The organism is uncultured Aquincola sp., from assembly GCF_964001545.1.
GTDB lineage: Bacteria > Pseudomonadota > Gammaproteobacteria > Burkholderiales > Burkholderiaceae_C > Aquincola.
Map to the genome: position 1 here is coordinate 1 of NZ_CAXFDV010000390.1, position 16,789 is coordinate 16,789.

Sequence of the window (16,789 nt, forward strand, 5' to 3'; positions counted from 1 at the left end):
GCGCTGATGCTGGCCGGCCTGGGCGCCGTGGGCTTCATGGCCCGTCGCCGTCGCTCGGCCTGATCGCCAGGCACGCGGGCCTTGCGCCCGCCGCAGCCAAGAACAGGGCGGTGCACCAGCACCGCCCTTTTGCTTTTTGAGCAGCGGCGACAATCGGGGCATGAAACTCGACCTGACCGACGCCGAGCTCGACGAGCTGGACACCTTGCTGACCCAGACGCCCGAGCCGGCGGAGCCGCTCGACGCGATCATGCTCGACGGCTACCTGTGCGGCGTGCTGGTGCAGCCCCGCCTGGTGCCCATCGAAGAATGGCTGCCGCCCATCTTCGACCTGGAAACGGGTACGCTGCCTGAGGGCACCGACCCGGACTGGCTGGCGCGCTGCCGCCAGCTGATCGAGCGGCGCCACGCCGCCCTCAATGCCGCGCTGGTGGACGATGGCTGGTTCGACCCGCTGGTGGTCGACCTGGACCGCTCGGCGCCGGTGAGCGAGTACGAGCCGCAGCTGTCCGAAGCCTCTCGCGCGCTGATGCCCTGGGTGGCCGGCTTTCACTGGGCGCAGGAGCGTTTCCCCGGCCTGCTGGAGCTGGACGACGACGGCGTGCAGCTGGCCCTGTCGCGCCTCTATCGCCACCTGCCGCCCGAGACCGACGAAGACAAGGACATCGTCGCCACGCTGGACCGCGAGCATCCGCTGGCCGACATCGACCCCGGCATCGAAGACCTGGTGCATGCGGTCTACGACCTCTGGGACCAGACCGCCGAAGCCCGCTACAAGGTGGAGACGGTGCGCCGCGACGAACCCAAGGTGGGCCGCAACGATCCCTGCCCCTGCGGCAGCGGCAAGAAGTTCAAGCAGTGCCACGGGCGCAGCTGACCGGGTAGCCGCGCGCGATGCACCTGCAGCTGCTGTCCGACCTGCACCTGGAGAGCGAAAGCTTCGAGCCGCAGCCCGCGCCGGGCGCCGAACTGCTGGTGCTGGCCGGCGACCTGGACAGCCGCTGGCAGTCGCTGCAGCGCTTTGCAGGCTGGCCGGTGCCGGTGATCTTCGTGGCCGGCAACCATGAGTTCGACCGCCGCGAACTGACCGAGGCCTTGCCTGCATTGCGCACCGAATGCGCCGCGGTGGGCATCACGCTGCTGGAACGCGACACGGTGATCCTGACCGATGCGCAGGGCCGCCGCGTGCGTTTTGCAGGCACCGTGCGCTGGAGCGATTTCGACCTGTTCGGCCCGGCCCGCCGCGACAAGGCATTGCGCGCCGGCAGCTACTTCCAGCGGGTGATGCAGGCCACGATCCATGGCCGGCCGTTCGATGCGCCTGCGGTGCGGGAAGAAGCCCTGGCTTGCCGCGACTGGCTGGCCCGCACGCTGGCCGAACCGGCCGACGGCCGCTGGGACGCGACGGTGGTGGTGACGCATTTCGCGCCCAGCCTGCGCAGCGCCGACCCGCGCTACGGGCAGCAGAACGGCACGGCCAGCTTCTGCAATGCCGACGACGACCTGATCGTGCAGGCCGATCTGTGGCTGCATGGGCACCTGCACTGCCGCCACGACTACACGGTGCAACGGCCTGGCGGCGGGGTGTCTCGGGTGGTGTGCCAGGCGCGGGGCCTGGCTCAAAGAAACGAGCCTGACGGGTTCGACCCGTTCAAGCCCATTCGGGTGTTCGGCTGATCAGGCGCGGCGGCGCTGCAGCAGCGCCATCCAGCCGATGCCACTGCCGCTGCGGGCCTGCAGCACCGGGGCGCGCAGCGCCTCTTCGGCATCGCGCTCCAGCCGCAGGTTGAGGCCCAGCTCAGCGCCCATGTCGGCCGGGTCCAGCGGGCGCGGCGCCACCAGCCTCTTGGAACGACGGAACAGCAGCGAGCGGGTGGTGGCATTCATGTCGTCAGCCTCACGGGGTGTGTGACAGCAAGTTTCGATCTGAGCGCGATGTTTCTGAAACGTGAATCCCACGTCATCGCGCCACACGTCACATCCCCCACGTCCACGGTGCCTCGCTGTCGCGCAACGACGACATCACAGACCCGGCCGAATGCGATGGCGCCAGCGTGGCAGCGCCATGTGTCAATGCTGCGAACCCGCGTGTCAGGGGGCCAACACCGTCGCGGCGTGTTGCTTCAAGGCTGCACCCACGCGCGCCAGCAAGCTGCGGCCGCCACCGGCCGGTGCGCTGCGCCCTTCCAGTTGCCACTGGTGCCAGTACAGCGCCACGTCCACCGGTACCTGCGGCGCCACCGGCTGCAGCCGGCCCGCCGTGATGGCGGGCCTCGCCTGCAGCTCGGCCACCATCGCGATGCCCCAGCCGCGCTCGGCCGCTTCCAGGTAGGCATCGGTGGCGGGCACATGGCGCTCACGCAGCCGCAGGTCGGCCAGGCCGAAGGCCTGCTGCGCCCAGCGCGCGGCCAGGCTGTCCTTGCGGTTGAACACCAGCATCGGCACGCGCGCCAGGTCGGCGGCACGCAGACCCTGGGGCAGCTGCTGCCGCACGAAGCCAGGACTGGCCACCGCCAGGTAGCGCATCACGCCCAGGCGTTCGGCGCTGCAGCCGTGCATGGGCTCGGCCAGGCTGCTCACGCAGCCCAGCACCGTGCCGGCGCGCAGGGCTTCATGGGTGAAGTCCTGGTCGTCCACCCGCAGGTCGATGCCGTGGCCGGCGGTCAGGCCTTCCTGCATCAGGCCGTCCAGTGCGGGCAGCACCCAGGTGGCCAGGCTGTCGGCGTTCACGCTGATGGGCACCCGCTCACCGTGCGCGCCGTCGGCGCCCAGCTGGCGCGCCGCCTCGGCCGCCAGCGACTGCCACTGCCGCGCCAGCCGCAGCAGCACGGCGCCCGAAGGCGTGAAGTCCAGCGGCCGGGTGCGCACCACCAGCGGCTGACCCCATTGCGCTTCCAGCGCGCGCATGCGCTGGGAGACGGCCGAAGGCGTCAAGGCCAGCCGCTGCGCGGCGGCGGCGAAGCTGCCGGTGTCGGACAGGGCCACCAGGCAGGCCAGTGCAGCCGGATCGAGAGTGGAGGCGTTCATGCAGTGCAGCTTAACTTGCATAATCGATCTTCAGCATTGCTTCATTCGTGCGTCGTTTTCGGCACCATGCGCGCCATGCTGACCCCACCCGCTTTTCTCAACGGCTTCGTGCTAATGGCCGGCCTCATCGTCGCCATCGGCGCGCAGAACGCGCTCATCCTGCGCCAGGGGCTGATGCGCCGGCATGTGGGGCCGGTGGTGGCCTTTTGCGCCGCTTCCGACGTGCTGCTGGTGATGGCGGGCGTGTTCGGCGTGGGTGGCGCCTTGACGCAGTTGCCCTGGCTGATGGAAGCGCTGCGCTGGGGCGGCGCGCTGTTCCTGGCCTGGTGTGGCTGGCAGGCGGCGCGGCGCGCCTGGCGGCCGGCGGCGCAGGGGCTGCAGGCTGCCGCCCGGACGCAGAGCCTGGCGGCCACCCTGGGCACCACGGCGGCGCTGACCTACCTCAACCCGCACGTGTACCTGGACACGCTGGTGCTGGTGGGCACGGTGGCGGCGCAGCAGCCGGCGGCGGCGCGGCCACTGTTTGCGGCAGGGGCGGGCAGCGCCTCGGTGCTGTGGTTCATGCTCCTGGGCTACGGCGCGGCGGCGCTGGCGCCGTGGCTGGCGCGGCCGGCCACCTGGCGGGTGGTGGATGCAGGCGTGGCGTTGGTGATGTTCAGCGTCGCGGCCTCCCTGATGGTGGCCGGGCTTTGAAGCCTCTCTAGAATCCCGCCCCTTTTGCCCAGGGGCCCCGCATGAAGCCAGCCGGCTGCGCCATCGACTTCGGCACGTCCAATTCCGCCATCGCCTTGCCGGGCGCCGGCCTGGTGGAGGTGGAGCCTGGCCAACGCACCATGCCCACCGCGGTGTTCTACGCGGTGGAAGAAGGCCAGCCCGGCGAGCCCGAGCGCAGCTACGGCCGCGTGGCGCTGGCCTCGTACATCGACGGGCTGGACGGCCGGCTGATGCGCTCGATGAAAAGCGTGCTTGGCTCCACCCTGGTGGACCAGCACACCGACGTGGGCGGCGGCAAGGCGGTGCGCTACCTGGACGTGATCGGCGACTACCTGCGCCACCTGAAGCAGCTGGCCGAGGCAACGGCCGGCGAGCCGCTGCAAAGGGTGGTGCTGGGCCGGCCGGTGGCCTTCGTCGACGACGACGCCGAGCGTGACGCGCAGGCCCAGGCCTCGCTGGAGCGGGCGGCGCGCAGCGTGGGTTTCACCGACGTGAGCTTCCAGCTCGAGCCCATCGCCGCCGCCTTCGACTTCGAGCGCACCGCCGAGCGCGAGCACCTGGTGATGGTGGCCGACATCGGCGGCGGCACCTCCGACTTCTCGCTGGTGCGGGTAGGCCCCGAGCGCCGCCAGCGGCTGGAGCGGCTGGACGACGTGCTGGCCAACCACGGCGTGCACATCGCCGGCACCGATTTCGACCGCCACCTGGAGCTGGCCGCCATCCTGCCGCTGCTGGGCTACCGCAGCCTGGGGCCGGGTGGGCGCGAAGTGCCCAACAAGGTGTACTTCGACCTGGCCACCTGGCACCTGATCAACACCGTGTACGCCCCAGGCCGCGTGGCCGAGCTGCGCCGCATGCGCGACTTTTACGGCGACGTGCAACTGCATCAGCGGCTGATGCGCGCGGTGAGCCTGCGCCTGGGCCATGCGCTGGCCGCCAAGGCCGAAGAGGCCAAGATCGCGGTGGCCGAAGGCGGCGCCGCGCCGGTGGCGCTGGACGACATCGAGCCGGGCCTGCAGGCCGTGCTGGACGAAGCCACCGCGATGCGCGCGCTCGATGCCGATCTGCAGCGCATCGTCGATGCGGGCGTGCAGACGGCGCGCGAGGCCGGCGTGCGGCCCGATCAGGTGGACGTGCTGTACTTCACCGGCGGCTCCACCGGCCTGGCGCCGCTGGCCGACCGCATCGCGGCGGAGTTTCCGAACGCGCAGCGGGTCAAGGGCGACCGTTTCGCGAGCGTGGCCCAGGGCCTGGGCGAACACGCACGGCGACTCTGGGGCGGCTGAGCCGGTCGGGCCGTCAGCCGCGCGGCTTGCCGCCGCGCGGACGTTGCGACGGCCGCGGGCCGCCCGGCCGGGGCCGGCCGCCGCCCGGGCGCTTGGCAGCACGGGCCGCCGCCTTGGGCCGCGACACGTCGGCCAGCTTGAGCGTGCTGCGCACCAGGCCGTCGACCGCCTCGGTCATGTCGGTCGGCGGCTCCAGCGACTCGATCTCGGCCAGCAGCTCGTCGGCGTCTTCCAGGTCGTCGGGGTCGAGGTGGGCGAACAGCGTGGCCAGCGGCTCCAGCAGCGCGGGATCGTCCCCGTCCATCAGCTCGGGAAACAGCGACATGGCGGTGGCGAAGCCGGCCACCCAGGGCATCACCGCTTCCGATGGCGAGGCGTCTTCCTCGGCCTCGAACAGCCAGGGGTCGAACCACTGGCGCTGGTCAATGGCGGCATTCAGCTCGGCATGGCGGCGCAGCACCAGCGCATGTAGCCGCTCCAGCGGCACGCCGGGCGGCGCGCGGCGGCCTTCCACGTCGTGCACGTAGGGCAGCCAGCGCGTGGGCGGCACCGGCCGCGGCTGCAGCAGCAAGCCCACCAGGTAACCGTCGAGCGCGCTGGCCTCCAGCGGTTCCAGCGGCTCGGGCAGCGTGGCCAGCAGGCCGTCGAGTTCAGCGACTTCGGCGTCGGTCAGGGGCGGGGCGGCGGTCATGCCGGATTGTCGCGCGGCCGGGCGGCGCTGCTCAGGTGCCCACCACGCCGCCGTCGCGCCGGCGGATCACCACGGTGGCCGAACGCGGCCGGCCGTCGGGCTGGTAGTCGGGCCAGCTGGAATACAGCTGCGGCGCATCGGGCTTGCTGATGTCCGACGGGGTTTCGCCGGGGTGCTGGATGTTGATGAACAGCGTCGATTGGTCGGGCGTCATCGCCGCACCGGTGATCTCGCAGTTCACCGGCCCGGTGAGAAAGCGCCGCACCTCGCCGGTGGCCAGGTCGCAGGCCAGCATCTGGTTGTTGCCGATGCGCTCGAACTCGCCCTTGTTCATCTGCGTGGCATGGGCGTCGGTCTGTATCCACAGCACGCCGCGGCGGTCGAACATCAGGCCGTCGGGGCAGCCGAAGAAGTCGCCCTTCACATTGCCGCGCGCCTCGGGCCGGCTGTTGGCCGGGTCGCCCGTCAGCAGCAGGTGGTTCCAGCGCATCGTCACGCCGTCGAAGTCGCCGTCTTCCTGCCAGCGGATGATCTGGCCCATCGCGTTCTCGGCGCGTGGGTTGGCGGCGTCGGGGCCGGGCCTGCCGGGCTGGCCGCGCTGGGTGTTATTGGTGAGGGTGCAGTACACCCAGCGCGAGTCGCTGTCGATGGCCAGCCACTCGGGCCGGTCCATCCTGGTGGCGCCCAGCAGGTCGCTGGCCTGGCGGGTCTTCATCACCACTTCGCCCTGGTCGGCAAAGCCGTTGGCGGCGGTCAGCGGCCCTTGGCCCTGCACCAGCGGCAGCCAGCGGCCGGTGCCGTCGGCGTCGAAGCGGGCCACGTACAGCGTGCCGTGGTCCAGCAGCTCGCGGTTGGCCTGGGCGGCGGTCAGGCCGTTGCCGGCCGGCGCGATGCGGTCGCGGCTGACGAACTTGTAGATGTACTCGAAGCGTGCGTCTTCGCCCGAATACACCACGGCCCGGCCGTCGCGCGTCACCGCCACCCAGGCGCCTTCATGCGCGGCGCGGCCCAGCGCGGTGCGCTTGACCGGCGTGCTGGTCGGGTCCATCGGGTCGATTTCCACCACCCAGCCGAAGCGGTGGAACTCGTTGGGGTGGCGGCTGGCGTCGAAGCGCGCGTCGTGGTTGGGCCAGGGGTAGAAGGCCTTCTTGGGCAGGCCCCAGCGGGCCTGGTCTTTCGTGGTCTGCTCGCCGCCGCTGAAGTAGAAGGCGAAGTTCTCTTCGCCCGACAGGTAGGTGCCCCAGGGTGTGCGCCCGCTGGCGCAGTTGTTCAGCGTGCCCAGCACGGTGCGGCCTTCGGGATCGAAGGCAGTGCGCATCAAGGCATGGCCGGCCGCCGGGCCGCTCACGCGGAAAGGCGTGAACGCGGTGAAGCGCCGCGCCAGCCGGCTGGGCCGCACCATCTGCCAGCGGCCGTCCTTCAATTCGACCTCGATCACCGAGACGCCGTGCGAAGCCTGCGACTTGCGCACACCCGCCGGGCTGTCGGCCGACGCGCCCGGGCCGTGCAGCAGGCCTTCGTCGGTGTACTCATGGTTCATCACCAGCAGGCCGTGGGTCGATGAGCCTTCCAGCGGATAGAACTGCATGCCGTCGTGGTGCATGCCCGTCTGCACCGCCTGCTCGTCGGCGCTGTTGCCGGCGTCGCGGCGCCAGGCCGGCATGCGGCCCGGCACGCCGATGGGCTCACCCCAGGGCGCGATGACCTCGGCCACATAACCCTCGGGCACCACCAGCGTGTCGGCCTTGGAGGGCGGCACCGCCGTGAAGCCCAGGCGCGAGCCGCCCGGTGCTGCACTGCTGCTCGCACCCGGCGCGGTGGCGCAGCCCGCCAGCGCGCCCAGGCCGCCCAAGGCCGCCAGCGAAGGCCCGAACCAGCCCGCCACCGCCGCGCCCGCGCCGCCACGCAGCCACAGCCGCCGGGCCGGGTCCGACACCTCATGGATGCTCGGGTTGCCGGAGCGGTTGCTGTCCTCCATCTCGTCGAAGTTCTTGGCCATGGCGGCGTCCTCCTCAGTGCTGCGGGCTCAGAGTTTCTCGGTTTCGCCGGTGCGCGGCTGCCACTTCATCAGCCGGCGCTCGATGCGGCCCACCAGCCCGTCCAGCACCAGCGCAAACGCCGTGAGCACCAGGATGCCGGCCATCACCGTGTTGATGTCGAAGGCGCCTTCGGCCTGCAGGATGAGGTAGCCCACGCCCTGCGAAGAGCCCAGGTACTCGCCCACCACCGCGCCCACGAAGGCCAGGCCCACCGAGGTGTGCAGCGAACTGAACACCCAGCTGGTGGCGCTGGGCAGGTACACATGGCGCAGCAGCTGGCGCTGGCTGGCGCCCAGCATGCGGGCATTGGCCAGCACCACCGGGCTCACTTCCTTCACACCCTGGTACACGTTGAAGAACACGATGAAAAACACCAGCGTGATGCCCAGCGCCACCTTGCTGGCCACGCCCAGGCCGAACCACACCGCGAAGATGGGCGCCAGGATCACCCGCGGCATCGAGTTCAGCGCCTTGATGTACGGGTCGAGGATGGCGGCGGCCAGCGGGCTGAGCGCCAGCCACAGGCCGCAGCCCAGGCCCATCAGCGTGCCCAGGCCGAAGGCCAGCACCGTTTCCAGCAGCGTGATGCCCAGGTGGTGGTAGATGTCGGCACTGACGAAGAACCAGTCCCACACCCGGCCCAGCACCTTCACCGGCTCACCGAAGAAGAAGGCGGCCTGGCGGTCGTTGTCGAACAGCAGCGGCGGAATCAGCCCCGGCGTGGTCAGCGCCCACCACAGCACGAACACGCCGACCAGCACCAGGGCCTGCCACAGGCGTACATGGCGCATCAGGCCGCCCCTTTCTGCAATTGCTGGGCATAGCCCTTGAGCACCTCTTCGCGCAGCACGTCCCAGATGGCCTTGTGCAGTTCCACGAAGCGCGGCGTGGTGCGCACCTCGGCCACGTCGCGCGGGCGCTCGAGGTCGATGCTGAATTCGCCGATCGGGTGCGCCGCCGGGCCGGCCGACAGCACCACCACGCGGTCGCTCATCGCGATGGCTTCGTCCAGGTCGTGGGTGATGAACAGCACCGCTTTGCGCTTGGCGGCCCACAGGTCCAGCACCTCGTTTTCCATCAGCTGGCGCGTCTGCACGTCCAGCGCGGAAAAGGGCTCGTCCATCAGGATGATGTCGGGGTCGAGCGCCAGCGTCTGCGCCAGGCTCACGCGCTTGCGCATGCCGCCCGACAGCTGGTGCGGGTAGCGGTCGCCGAAGCCGCCCAGGCCCACACGCCGCAACCAGGCTTCGGCCTGCGTGCGGGCATCGGCCACGCCGCGGAACTCCAGCCCCGCCATCACGTTGGCCAGCGCAGTGCGCCAGGGCATCAGGCTTTCGGCCTGGAACATGTAGCCCGCGCGGCGGTTGATGCCGGCGAGCGGCTGGCCGAAAACCTGCACGCTGCCGGCACTGGGCTGCAGCAGGCCGGCAGCCATGTTCAGCAGCGTGCTCTTGCCGCAGCCGGTGGGGCCAACGACCGAGACGAACTCGCCCGCGCCCACCGTCAGCGTGACGTCGCGCACCGCGGTGTAGCGCTGGCTGCGATCGTCCTTGCTGATGAAGGTGCAGGCCACGCCGGCCAGGTGCAGGGCCGGCACGGTGGCGTCGGCCGTCATGCCCTGGGGTACTTCTGGTTGGCCTTGCGCGCGAAGTCGTTGGTGAACACCGCTTGCAGGTCGATGCTGGCCTTGGCCACTTCGGCATCGATGCTGGCCAGCGCGCGCTGCGCCGTCTCGGGGCCCTTGTCGGGCACCAGGCCGTCGGGCGACAAGGCACCCTTGGCCGCCAGGAAGGCGTCGATGTACACCGCGCGGTCGCCCAGCAAAAACGCCTCGGGCACCGTCTTGATGATGTCGTTGGGCCCGGCGGCCTGTATCCACTTGTCGGCCCGCACGATGGCATTGGCCAGCGCCTGCGTGGTGAGGGGGTTCTTGTCGATGAAGCTCTGCGGCGCGTACAGGCAGGCCGCGGGCATCGGGCCGCCGAACACCTTGTCGGCCTCGGCCACGATGCGGGTGTCCGACACGATCTTCAAATCGCCCGAGCGCTGCAGCAGCGTGATCACCGGGTCGAGGTTGCTGATGGCGTCGATCTGGCCGCTGCGCATGGCCGCCACCGCGCCCTGCGTGGCACCCACGCCGATGATGCTCACGTCCGAAGGCTTCAGGCCGGCCTTGGCCAGCACGAAGTTCGTCATCACGTTGGTGCTGCTGCCCGGCGCGGTGACGCCGATCTTCTTGCCCTTCAGGTCGGCCACCGACCTGAAGTTGGGCATGGTCTTGGGGTTGACGCCCAGCACGATCTGCGGCGCCCGGCCCTGCAGCACGAAGGCGCGCAGCTTCTGGCCCTTGACCTGCATGTTGATGGTGTGCTCGAACGCGCCCGAGACCACGTCCGCGCTGCCGCCCACCACCGCGCGCAAGGCCTGCGAGCCGCCGGCGAAATCGACGATGGACACGTCCAGCCCTTCGGCCTTGAAGTAGCCCAGCTGCTCGGCGATGGTCAGCGGCAGGTAGTACAGCAGGTTCTTGCCGCCCACGGCCAGCGTGAGCTTGGGCTTTTCCAGTGCCTGCGCACGCAAGGTGGCGGGCAGGGCCAGCAGGCTGGCAGCGCCCAGGAACGACCGTCTGTACAGCATCGTTTGTCTCCTGTGTGGTTGCGGCCCACTGTACCCAAGCGCATGTCATGATGGGCCGATGAACGCCCAAGTTGTCTACACAAGTGGGGTTGCCCCGGGGGTGCCGCGGGTGGTGCTGGTCACTGGCGGCAGCCGCGGCATCGGCGCGGCCACCGCATTGCGCTGCGCGCAGCAGGGCTGGGACGTGGCGGTGAACTACGCCCGCGACGCGCAGGCCGCCGCCGCCGTGTGCGCCCAGATCACCGCCCTGGGCCGGCGCGCGCTGCCGGTGCAGGCCGACGTGGCCGATGAGGCCCAGGTGCTGGCGATGTTCGAGGCGGTGGATGCTGCCTTGGGCCCGCTGGGTGCGCTGGTGAACAACGCCGGCGTGGTGGCCGAGAACCAGCGCGTGGCCGACATGACGGTGCAGCGGCTACAGCGCATGTTCAACACCAACATCGTCGGCAGCTTCGTGTGCGCGCGCGAGGCGGTGCGCCGCATGAGCACGGTGCACGCCACCGAGGCCGCACGCCAGGCCGGCGGCGGCCGGGGTGGCGCCATCGTCAACCTGTCGAGCAAGGCGGCGGTGCTGGGCGCGCCGGGCTGGTACGTGGACTATGCGGCCAGCAAGGGCGCGATCGACACCTTCACCGTGGGCCTGGCGCGCGAGGTGGCGCTGGAGGGCATCCGCGTGAACGCGGTGCGGCCCGGCATCATCGACACCGACATCCATGCCTCGGGCGGCTGGCCCGACCGGGCGCATACCTCCAGCGCGCTGATTCCGATGCAGCGCCCCGGCCGCGCGGATGAGATCGCTGCGGCCATCGTGTGGCTGCTGTCGGAAGACGCCAGCTACACCACCGGCGCCATCGTGGACGTGGCGGGCGGGCGCTGAGCCGGGCCGTTCTATGGATCAGCGTCGCTGAACGATGATGGGCGCCAGTTGCAGCGTGGTCCTCAGCCGCTGCGCCACCTGGGCCGCATCGTCGCGCGTGGCATAGGGTCCGGCCTGCAGCCGGTGCACCGCGCCTTCGTTGAAGATGGCCAGCAGCGGTGACAGCATGTCCAGCTCGGCCATCACCCGGCGCTGCAGCGTCACCGCGCTGTCGTGCGCCTTGAAGGCGCCCAGCTGCACCCAGAAGCCCACCGCGCCCGGCACGCGGGCCGGAGCGGTTTCCTGCGTCAGCGGCAGCTGCGTCGCCGGTTCGGGCGCGGGCGCGGCGGGCAGGGCCACCGCAGCGACGACCGTGCCGTTGGCGGGCGCAGGGGAGGGCGTGGCCGCTGCTGGCGGCGCCGCAGTGGCAGCCGCCGGAGCGGCTGCAGCAGCAGGCGCTACCGCCGCATTGGCCTGCACCACCGCCGTGGTGCCCGCGGGCGGCGCGGCCGCCAGCAGGGTCTCGTCCGGCTGCGGCCGGCGCCAGGTGCCGACGCGTATCTCGTCGTTGGTCAGCCGCTCCAGCTGCACCGGCGCCACCCCGCGCAACAGGCCCAGCTTCAGCGCCGCGGTGTAGCTCAGGTCGATCACCCGCGTGCTGTGGAAGGGTCCGCGGTCGTTCACCCGCACGATCACTTCCTTGCCATTGGCGGGGTTGCGCACCCGCGCGTAGCTGGGAATGGGCAGCGTGGGATGCGCCGCCGTCATCGAGTACATGTTGTACAGCTCGCCACTGGCCGTGGGCTTGCCGTGGAACTTGCGGCCGTACCACGAGGCCAGCCCCACCTGCATCACCGGTGAATCGCTGGTGATGGGCACATAGCTGCGGCCCAGCACCTCGTAGGGCTTGTTGGGCCCGCCGGTGCGGATCATCTCCACCCGCGGCTCGGCGTCGGGCACGCTCATCAGGTTGGGCGGCGGGTTGGGGTCGGGGCCGTCCTTGTCGGGCCAGCCGCCGGGCCCCTTGGGGCCGCTGGCGCAGCCGGCCAGCAGCAGCGCCGCCCACGCCACCGTGGCCGGCAGCCAGGTGGCTGCAACGGGCCGGGTCTGCAAGGGCAAGGAGGGCGTGGACATGGCGCGGATTGTCGAGGAACCCACGCGCCGCCCGTCACGCCACTTGCAACCGCTTGCAGTCAATCACAAATGAGCGGGCGCCGCTTTCATGACTTCTTTAACGCGTGCCCGACGGCCTTCCCCCTTATGGTGGAGGCCTTCAGGGCAAACCCGTCGAAAGGCGGGGACGCAAAGCCACCGGCCTACCGCGCGCAAGCGCCATGGCAGCGGGGTTGCCGACCGACCGCCTGGCGTACAGGCGGATGGCCGCATGGCGTCGCCCTGGCTGCACCTTACTGCCGAGGCTTCGCATGAAACACACCTTCCTCCTCTCCGCCTGCATGGCCGCGCTGCTTTCCGCCTGCGGCGGCGGTGGCGGCGATTCCCCTGCCAGCACCAGCGTATCGGCCGCGGCCCCGCTGGCCACCGGCATCACCACCCTGGCGCTGCAATCGGACACGCTGCCCGATGCCGACGCGCTGGTAGTGGCCAAGCCTGCCTTCCATGTGGCGCCGGTGCTGCTGGACGAACCCGATGACCGCGATGCCCACGACCATGCCGCCTCGGCCCGTCGCGGCCCGCGCGTGCAGCAGGTGCCCGAAGGCCAGCAGGCGCTGGGCACCGCGCGGCTGACGGTGCAGGCGCTGCAAGGCGCGCGTCGCAGCCAGGCCTTGTCGGCGCCGCGTGCGTCGGCCGATAGCGCCAGCAACGACGGCACGGCCACGCCGCTGGCCGGCAGCACCGCGGTGTCCACCTATTCGCCCGCGCAGATCCGCGCCGCTTACGGCCTGCCGCCGCTGCCCGCAGCCGGCACCACGCCCACGGCCACGCAGGCAGCGCAGCTGGGCGCAGGGCAGACGATCTACATCGTCAACGCCAACCACAACCCCAACGTCGTGGCCGAGCTGGCGGCCTTCAACCAGAAGTTCGGCCTGCCGGGCTGCACCACCAAGGCCATCGCGCCCACCGCCAGCCTGCCGCTGCCGGCACCGGCCGCGGCGGCGTGCGAGCTGTCGGTGGTGTACAGCACCGCTGCCGGCGGCATGACGAGCACCGCACCGGCTTACGACGCGGGTTGGGCCACCGAGATCGCGCTGGACGTGCAGTGGGCGCATGCCACCGCGCCGCTGGCGCGCATCGTCTTGATCGAGGCGCCCGATGCTTCGCTCAACAACCTGCTGGCCGCAGTGCGTCTGGCCAATGCCATGGGCCCGGGTGTGGTGTCGATGAGCTTCGGTGCCAACGAAGGCAGCTACACCGCATCGGTCGACAGCGCCTTCACCGGCACCGGCATGACCTACCTGGCCGCCACCGGCGACTCGGGCGCGGCGGTCTCGTGGCCGTCGGTCTCGCCCAAGGTGCTGGCGGTGGGCGGCACCTCGCTCACCTACACCGGCAGCGGCAGCCGCCAGGAGGTGGTGTGGTCCGGCACCGGCGGCGGCATGAGCGCCTATACCGCCGTGCCGGCCTACCAGACGGCGGCCGTGCCCGGCCTGGGCACCGTGGCCCGCCGCAACGTGGCCGACGTCGCCTTCAATGCCAACCCCTCCACCGGACAGTACGTGGCGGTGATGCAGCCTGGCAGCAGCACGGTGAACTGGATCAGCGCGGGCGGCACCAGCCTCTCGACGCCGCAGTGGGCGGGCGTGATCGCCGCAGCCAACGCCATGCGCAAGCAGGCCGGCAAGGCCGTGATCGGCGCGGCACATGCCACGCTGTACGGCCCGGTGGCGACGGTGCCGGGCACCTACGCCTCGGCCTTTGCCGACGTCACCAGCGGCAGCCATGGCACCTGCACCATCTGCTATGCCCGTGTGGGCTACGACCCGGCCACCGGCCTGGGCACGCCCAACGTGTCGTCGCTGCTGGGTACGCTGGCCGGCAGCGCCAGCACCGCGCCCGCGCCGGTGGTCACGCCGGCCAGCATCACCGGCAAGGTGGGCACGCCGCTCACCTTCACCGTCTCGGCCAGCGGCAGCAATGCACTGACCTATGGTCTGACCGGCGCGCCCGGCGGCATGGTCATCGGCAGCAACGGCGCCGTGAGCTGGCCCGCGCCGGTGGTCGGCACCTATGCCGTCACCGTGGTGGCCAAGGACAGCGTCACCGGCCTCAGCGGCCAGGGCGTCTACAGCATCAAGATCGAGGCGCCGCTGCCCCCGGTGGTCACCAGCACCACGGTCAACGGCCGCGTGGGCAGCGCGCTGGCCTTCAGCGTCGCGGCCACCTCGGCCAATGCCGTCAGCTACTCGCTCAGCGGCGCGCCGGCGGGCATGGTCATCGGCGCCAGCAACGGCGCAGTGAGCTGGGCCACGCCGGTGGCCGGCACCTATGCGGTCACGGTCAACGCCAAGGACAACGTCACCGGCCTCAGCGGCAAGGGCGTGGTCACGGTGGTCATCGCCCCGGCGCTGGCGCCTTCGGTGGCGAGCACCACCATCACCGGCAAGCCGGGCGTGGCGCTGAGCTTCAGTGCCAGCGTCACGGCCAGCAACCCGGTGACCTACAGCCTGGCGGGCGCGCCGGCGGGCATGGGCATCGGCAGCACCGGCCTCATCAGCTGGGCCAGCCCGGTGCTGGGCACCTACGCGGTCACGGTCATCGCCAAGGACAGCAAGACCGGCCTTACCGGCCAGGGCGTGATCACGGTGAAGATCGCGGTCCCCGGCCCCACCATCACCGCAGCGGCCATCAACGGCGTGGCGGGCAGGCCGGTCAGCGGCAGCATCGCCATCAGCGCGCCGGGCGCCACCGCACTGTCGGTGTCCATCTCGGGCGTGCCCATGGGCATGACCTTCTCGGCCAGCGGCCTGACGCTCACGGCCAGCTGGGCCAAGCCGGTGGCCGGCAGCTACAACCTGAAGGTGGTGGTGATGGATTCCACCGGGCAAAGCGCCACGGCCAATGTGCCGGTGACCATCACGGCGCAGTGAGCCGGGCCGTGAGGCCCTGATCCATCCGACCAAAAAGAAAGCGGCCTGCACATGCAGGCCGCTGTCGGCAGGTGGCGCGCCCGGCTGGGATCGAACCAGCGACCCTTGGCTTCGGAGGCCAATACTCTATCCACTGAGCTACGGGCGCCAAACGCGGATTGTAGCCTTGACTCGCCAGATGGCCTTCCAGGCAGGTGCGGGCAAGCCATGAAAGGCGGGGCAGCAACGTGGCCCCTATACTTCGGGGGTTTTGCGTGCCCGGCACGCACTCGATCCGCTGCCGCTACCCGAGGAATGCATGAGCGACGCACACAAGCCCGTCATCAACGACCCGCACGACATGCCGCACGAGGGCCCCATCAAGACGCCCAAGCAATTGGTCGTGACGGTGGTGTTTTCGTTCCTGATCCCCATCTTCCTCATCGTGCTGCTGGCCACCTACGTGGCGGGCTTCAACAAGCCGGGTGCGGGCACCGACTTGCTGGCTGAAGAAGCCGTCGCGCGCCGCATCCAGCCGGTGGGCACGGTCGAGATCAAGGACCTGGCCGACCCCGCCGCGATGAAGACCGGCGAACAGGTGTTCAACGCGCAGTGCGCGGCCTGCCACGCCACCGGCGCGGCCGGCGCGCCGAAGCTGGGCGACACCGCCGCCTGGGCGCCGCGCGTGTCCACCGGCTATGAGGCGCTGCTCAATTCGGCGCTGCACGGCAAGGGCAACATGGGCGCGCAAGGCGGTGGCGATTTCACCGACTTCGAGATCGGCCGCGCCGTGGTCTACATGGCCAACAAGGGCGGTGGCAACCTGAAAGAGCCGGCGATGGCCCCCGCGGGTGCCGCTTCCGGCGCCGCCGCCGAAGCGCCGGCTTCCGCCGCTTCGAACTGACCGCGGCGCCGCAGGGCGCGCGGACCAGGATGAAAAAGGCCGGTCGCATGACCGGCCTTTTTCATGGCCGTGCAGGAACGGGGTTTGCCGAAGCTGAAGCTCCAACAGCCCAAGGAGCAGACATGGCGCAAGAACACGAGACCCCGGAGAAGCAACGCGAACACCTCTGGTCGCTGATCAAGGACATCCGCTTTGCGATGTTCACCACCCAGCATGACAACGGCCACCTGCACTCGCGGCCGATGACCACGCAGAACAAGTCCATCAACGAGGACAACACGCTGTGGTTCTTCATGTCGCGCAAGAGCGAGCCGGTGGCCGACATCAGCAGCGACACCAACGTCAACGTGGCCTATGCCGATACCGACAAGGACTCGTACGTGTCCGTCTCGGGCATCGCCCGCGTGGTGGAAGACCGCGCCCGCGCCGAGCAGCTGTGGAGCAAGATGGCCGAAGCCTGGTTCCCGGGCGGCCCGACCGACCCCGACCTGGCCCTGGTGCGCGTGGACATCGTGCACGCCGACTACTGGGACGTGAAGGAAAACAAGCTGACCCAGCTGTTCAAGATGGCCAAGGCCGCCGTCACCGGCAACCCGCCCACCGGCATGGGCGA

At 70.6% G+C, this 16,789-nt stretch carries 16 protein-coding genes, 1 tRNA gene and 1 riboswitch; of the genes, 8 read left to right on the forward strand and 9 right to left on the reverse strand.

Annotated elements, in window-relative coordinates:
- Positions 1 to 160 precede the first annotated feature (160 nt).
- Both ABNT58_RS13480 and ABNT58_RS13485 read left to right on the forward strand, forming a co-directional pair.
- Positions 161 to 877: a UPF0149 family protein gene (locus ABNT58_RS13480; protein ID WP_348753984.1), complete on the forward strand. Its 717-nt coding sequence runs from the start codon at positions 161 to 163 to the stop codon at positions 875 to 877.
- A gap of 17 nt (positions 878 to 894) precedes the next feature.
- On the forward strand, positions 895 to 1,677 hold the full coding sequence (locus ABNT58_RS13485) for a metallophosphoesterase (RefSeq protein WP_348753985.1): 783 nt from the start codon (positions 895 to 897) through the stop codon (positions 1,675 to 1,677).
- Here ABNT58_RS13485 and ABNT58_RS13490 read toward each other — a convergent pair whose 3' ends face one another.
- Positions 1,678 to 1,887 carry a hypothetical protein gene (locus tag ABNT58_RS13490; protein WP_348753986.1) on the reverse strand — a complete coding sequence of 70 codons (210 nt, stop codon included), beginning with the start codon at positions 1,885 to 1,887 and terminating at the stop codon, positions 1,678 to 1,680.
- A gap of 204 nt (positions 1,888 to 2,091) precedes the next feature.
- Positions 2,092 to 3,027, reverse strand: coding sequence for a LysR family transcriptional regulator ArgP (locus ABNT58_RS13495; RefSeq protein ID WP_348753987.1), 936 nt, complete (start codon positions 3,025 to 3,027; stop codon positions 2,092 to 2,094).
- Between the two features lie 75 nt (positions 3,028 to 3,102).
- Between ABNT58_RS13495 and ABNT58_RS13500 the strand changes: the two genes are divergently transcribed.
- Positions 3,103 to 3,720, forward strand: a complete 618-nt coding sequence (locus ABNT58_RS13500; RefSeq protein ID WP_348753988.1) for a LysE/ArgO family amino acid transporter — start codon at positions 3,103 to 3,105, stop codon at positions 3,718 to 3,720.
- Between the two features lie 41 nt (positions 3,721 to 3,761).
- The gene (locus tag ABNT58_RS13505; RefSeq protein ID WP_348753989.1) at positions 3,762 to 5,027 is read left to right on the forward strand and encodes an Hsp70 family protein; all 1,266 of its coding nucleotides are present in this window, start codon (positions 3,762 to 3,764) and stop codon (positions 5,025 to 5,027) included.
- 13 nt (positions 5,028 to 5,040) lie between these two features.
- On the opposite strand, the gene ABNT58_RS13510 is transcribed toward ABNT58_RS13505, so the two are convergent.
- Genes ABNT58_RS13510 through ABNT58_RS13530 form a run of 5 tightly spaced genes read right to left on the reverse strand, consistent with a single transcriptional unit; the run spans position 5,041 to position 10,394 of the window.
- Positions 5,041 to 5,718 (reverse strand): YecA family protein, encoded by a 678-nt coding sequence (locus ABNT58_RS13510; RefSeq protein WP_348753990.1) that lies wholly within the window; start codon positions 5,716 to 5,718, stop codon positions 5,041 to 5,043.
- Between the two features lie 31 nt (positions 5,719 to 5,749).
- Entirely contained in the window at positions 5,750 to 7,717 is a 1,968-nt protein-coding gene (locus tag ABNT58_RS13515) for a PhoX family phosphatase (protein ID WP_348753991.1), read from the reverse strand.
- A gap of 27 nt (positions 7,718 to 7,744) precedes the next feature.
- Entirely contained in the window at positions 7,745 to 8,548 is an 804-nt protein-coding gene (locus ABNT58_RS13520) for an ABC transporter permease (RefSeq protein WP_348753992.1), read from the reverse strand.
- Positions 8,548 to 9,372, reverse strand: coding sequence for an ABC transporter ATP-binding protein (locus tag ABNT58_RS13525; RefSeq protein WP_348753993.1), 825 nt, complete (start codon positions 9,370 to 9,372; stop codon positions 8,548 to 8,550). The genes ABNT58_RS13520 and ABNT58_RS13525 overlap by 1 nt, the downstream gene beginning before the upstream one ends.
- The gene (locus ABNT58_RS13530) at positions 9,369 to 10,394 is read right to left on the reverse strand and encodes an ABC transporter substrate-binding protein (RefSeq protein WP_348753994.1); all 1,026 of its coding nucleotides are present in this window, start codon (positions 10,392 to 10,394) and stop codon (positions 9,369 to 9,371) included. The genes ABNT58_RS13525 and ABNT58_RS13530 overlap by 4 nt, the downstream gene beginning before the upstream one ends.
- A 100-nt stretch (positions 10,395 to 10,494) precedes the next feature.
- On the opposite strand from ABNT58_RS13530, the gene ABNT58_RS13535 reads away from it, so the two are divergent.
- Complete coding sequence (locus tag ABNT58_RS13535; protein WP_348753999.1) at positions 10,495 to 11,268, forward strand: SDR family oxidoreductase; 774 nt, start codon at positions 10,495 to 10,497, stop codon at positions 11,266 to 11,268.
- Between the two features lie 18 nt (positions 11,269 to 11,286).
- Here ABNT58_RS13535 and ABNT58_RS13540 read toward each other — a convergent pair whose 3' ends face one another.
- Positions 11,287 to 12,381, reverse strand: a complete 1,095-nt coding sequence (locus ABNT58_RS13540) for a septal ring lytic transglycosylase RlpA family protein (protein ID WP_348753995.1) — start codon at positions 12,379 to 12,381, stop codon at positions 11,287 to 11,289.
- A gap of 133 nt (positions 12,382 to 12,514) precedes the next feature.
- Positions 12,515 to 12,601, forward strand: a riboswitch (cyclic di-GMP riboswitch).
- 70 nt (positions 12,602 to 12,671) lie between these two features.
- On the opposite strand from ABNT58_RS13540, the gene ABNT58_RS13545 reads away from it, so the two are divergent.
- The gene (locus tag ABNT58_RS13545) at positions 12,672 to 15,293 is read left to right on the forward strand and encodes a S53 family peptidase (protein WP_348753996.1); all 2,622 of its coding nucleotides are present in this window, start codon (positions 12,672 to 12,674) and stop codon (positions 15,291 to 15,293) included.
- Positions 15,294 to 15,365: 72 nt separating this feature from the next.
- On the opposite strand, the gene ABNT58_RS13550 is transcribed toward ABNT58_RS13545, so the two are convergent.
- A tRNA-Arg gene (locus ABNT58_RS13550) sits at positions 15,366 to 15,441 on the reverse strand.
- Positions 15,442 to 15,591: 150 nt separating this feature from the next.
- On the opposite strand from ABNT58_RS13550, the gene ABNT58_RS13555 reads away from it, so the two are divergent.
- Entirely contained in the window at positions 15,592 to 16,176 is a 585-nt protein-coding gene (locus ABNT58_RS13555) for a c-type cytochrome (RefSeq protein ID WP_348753997.1), read from the forward strand.
- A gap of 122 nt (positions 16,177 to 16,298) precedes the next feature.
- Positions 16,299 to 16,789: pyridoxamine 5'-phosphate oxidase family protein (locus ABNT58_RS13560; protein WP_348753998.1), on the forward strand; the 491-nt coding region annotated here is incomplete at its 3' end.

What these genes read in the sequence shown, in the direction of transcription:
- ABNT58_RS13555 (WP_348753997.1), top strand. Translation starts at nt 15,592, where the DNA reads ATGAGCGACGCACACAAGCCCGTCATCAACGACCCGCACGACATGCCG.
- ABNT58_RS13480 (WP_348753984.1), top strand. Translation starts at nt 161, where the DNA reads ATGAAACTCGACCTGACCGACGCCGAGCTCGACGAGCTGGACACCTTG.
- ABNT58_RS13505 (WP_348753989.1), top strand. Translation starts at nt 3,762, where the DNA reads ATGAAGCCAGCCGGCTGCGCCATCGACTTCGGCACGTCCAATTCCGCC.
- ABNT58_RS13490 (WP_348753986.1), bottom strand. Translation starts at nt 1,887, where the DNA reads ATGAATGCCACCACCCGCTCGCTGCTGTTCCGTCGTTCCAAGAGGCTG.
- ABNT58_RS13540 (WP_348753995.1), bottom strand. Translation starts at nt 12,381, where the DNA reads ATGTCCACGCCCTCCTTGCCCTTGCAGACCCGGCCCGTTGCAGCCACC.
- ABNT58_RS13525 (WP_348753993.1), bottom strand. Translation starts at nt 9,372, where the DNA reads ATGACGGCCGACGCCACCGTGCCGGCCCTGCACCTGGCCGGCGTGGCC.
- ABNT58_RS13515 (WP_348753991.1), bottom strand. Translation starts at nt 7,717, where the DNA reads ATGGCCAAGAACTTCGACGAGATGGAGGACAGCAACCGCTCCGGCAAC.
- ABNT58_RS13520 (WP_348753992.1), bottom strand. Translation starts at nt 8,548, where the DNA reads ATGCGCCATGTACGCCTGTGGCAGGCCCTGGTGCTGGTCGGCGTGTTC.
- ABNT58_RS13545 (WP_348753996.1), top strand. Translation starts at nt 12,672, where the DNA reads ATGAAACACACCTTCCTCCTCTCCGCCTGCATGGCCGCGCTGCTTTCC.
- ABNT58_RS13530 (WP_348753994.1), bottom strand. Translation starts at nt 10,394, where the DNA reads ATGCTGTACAGACGGTCGTTCCTGGGCGCTGCCAGCCTGCTGGCCCTG.
- ABNT58_RS13510 (WP_348753990.1), bottom strand. Translation starts at nt 5,718, where the DNA reads ATGACCGCCGCCCCGCCCCTGACCGACGCCGAAGTCGCTGAACTCGAC.
- ABNT58_RS13500 (WP_348753988.1), top strand. Translation starts at nt 3,103, where the DNA reads ATGCTGACCCCACCCGCTTTTCTCAACGGCTTCGTGCTAATGGCCGGC.
- ABNT58_RS13495 (WP_348753987.1), bottom strand. Translation starts at nt 3,027, where the DNA reads ATGAACGCCTCCACTCTCGATCCGGCTGCACTGGCCTGCCTGGTGGCC.
- ABNT58_RS13485 (WP_348753985.1), top strand. Translation starts at nt 895, where the DNA reads ATGCACCTGCAGCTGCTGTCCGACCTGCACCTGGAGAGCGAAAGCTTC.